Raw genomic sequence first — 2,132 nt, forward strand, 5'->3', positions numbered from 1 at the left:
CAGCACCCTCGCGTCCGCCGTGACGACGGTGGCGTCGAGCATCGGGGTGGCCGTGTCGGGTATCGGTCCGCGAAGCTCCTCCAGCGCGCGACGCGCGGATGCGGGATCGCCCGCCGCCACCTCGATCTCGATGAGCGCGGGCAGGAGGAACCGTCGGGTGACCGGGTCGGCGCCGGCCGCGCTCCGGCGGATCTCCTCCTGCGCCCGCGCCGTGCGTCCGAGCGCGAGGTGGAGAAGCGAGAGGCCGGGCTGCGCCTCCCATCCGGAGTCCGCCGCGCGGCGGTACGACTCCTCGGCGGAGTGGAACGCTCCGCGCAGCCGGGCGAGCTCCCCCAGCTGGTAGGGAGCACCCCAGATCGCCCGGTAGTCGCCCGCTCGGAAGCGCGACAGCGCGAGATCGACGGCCGTCGAAGCCTCGGCCCACGCGCCCCGCACGAGGAGGAGCGCCGCCTCGAGCGCATGACACTGCCCGCTGAAGGCGATCAGCTGCGGCTGCTCGCCGCACCACTGAGCCAGTACGGCGGTCCACGCGTCCGCGCGCTCGAGGTCGAAGGCCAGCAGGGCGTCCGGGACCGAGGCACAGGCGATCACGCCGCTCGGCAGCGGCGGGACATCGCCGGCTGCGACGGCGGCCATCGCCAGGTCCAGGCATGCGAAGCCCTCGGCCGGCGACCCCGCCTCGATCAGCGACTTGCCGAGGCCGAGTCTCGTGAACGCCGCGAGCTCCCGATCGCCCGCGCGCTCGGCGACATCGAGGATCTCCTCGAAGGAGTGGACCGCCTCGGCGGCGTTCCCGCTGCCCAGCTGCCCGACGGCCGGCGCCAGCCGGACGAAGCCCGCCAGCGCGCCGGGCTCGGCCATCGCCCCCGCGATCCGCATCGCGCGCGCGGCCCACATCACGCTGTTGGTGAAGTCGCCCTGCTCGATGAGGTTCAGCGCCAGCCACCCCGCCGAGCGCGCAGCGCCTGCGGTGTCCTGCGCGCCGAGGTGCGCCGAGTAGGCCCGCGACAGCGCGTCGACGGATACACGCGGCTCACCGCGGAGCAGCGCCGCCGTCGCGAGCATCTCGAGATCGGATGCCCCGAGCCCGACGCGCGCATCGACACGTGCGAGCAGCTCGAGGGCGTCCGCCCAGCGCCGGTCCGCCGCCGCCATTCGGCCGGCGTCCAGGTCGCTGGAGATGATCATGGCGCTCCCCCCGTCGGTCGCGTCCCGGCCTCGGGTCGGCGCCGGCGGCCGTCGGATCCTGCGCGAAACGTACCGCCGCCGAGACGCGGCCCGCAAGGCGCGGGCCGCGCCGCAGACCTTCCGTCCCGCGCGGGCGGCGATTCCGACAGGTCTGTATCAGGCGTCGATCAGATCGAGCAGCCAGCGGGCACCGCGGACGGCGGCTCCGGCATCCGTCGCCCTCCCGGCCAGGCCGCGGTCGCTCGTGACGACCGTCACGACACGTCCGCGCGCCACCGCCTGCTCGGCGGCCACGACGATCGCGTCGTCACCGGACGCCGCGGCCCGCACCACCTCGACGCCGTCGGCGTCTGCCACGGACCGCGCCTGCCCCTCGACGACGGCGGTCCATTCGGGGTACCAGGTGTGCTCGGGCAGGTCGAGAGCGGATGCCGGCACCCCACGCCCGGCGAGACCCGCGATCCGCGAGATCAGGCGGGCGGCGGCGCCCGCGCGGTCGTTCCACCAGCCGTCGGGCACCGAGCCCATGACGTTGGCGACGTCCACGATCACGGCGGGCCGCACATCGAGCAGACCGCGCAGCCCCTCCCACGACGCGGCGAAGCCGGGGTGGAGCGGATAGCCGATGACCTCGCCCACCGGCACCCACGCCAGCTCGTGGCTCTCGGGGTCGCTGATGACCGGCTCGAAGGGCCGGACGACGTCGCCGACGACAGTGGTGTAGCTCCAGTAACCGAGATCGAGAACGCTCAGCAGGCGCGGCTGCACGGCGGCGTCGGGGACGCCCGCCTCCTCTGCGGCCTCGCGGAGGGCTCCATCGCACGCCGACTCGCCCTCGTGGCGCGCTCCTCCCGGCAGCGCCCAGGTGTCGCCGAAGTGGCTCCACGAGACCCGGTGCTGCAGCAGCACCCCTCGCTCGGCATCCACCGCGAGCAGTCCGGCGG

2 protein-coding genes are annotated in these 2,132 nt (G+C 74.8%); both read right to left on the minus strand.

What is annotated here, in order from left to right:
* Positions 1 to 1,188 (minus strand): DNA-binding response regulator (locus tag ACI3KX_RS22020; RefSeq protein ID WP_404911087.1); only part of this gene is annotated, 1,188 nt, incomplete at its 3' end.
* A gap of 156 nt (positions 1,189 to 1,344) precedes the next feature.
* Positions 1,345 to 2,132, minus strand: a 788-nt coding sequence (locus tag ACI3KX_RS22025) for an NUDIX domain-containing protein (RefSeq protein WP_404911088.1), incomplete at its 5' end; no start/stop codon positions are given.

The organism is Microbacterium sp. ZW CA_36, from assembly GCF_044987475.1.
Lineage (GTDB): Bacteria > Actinomycetota > Actinomycetes > Actinomycetales > Microbacteriaceae > Microbacterium.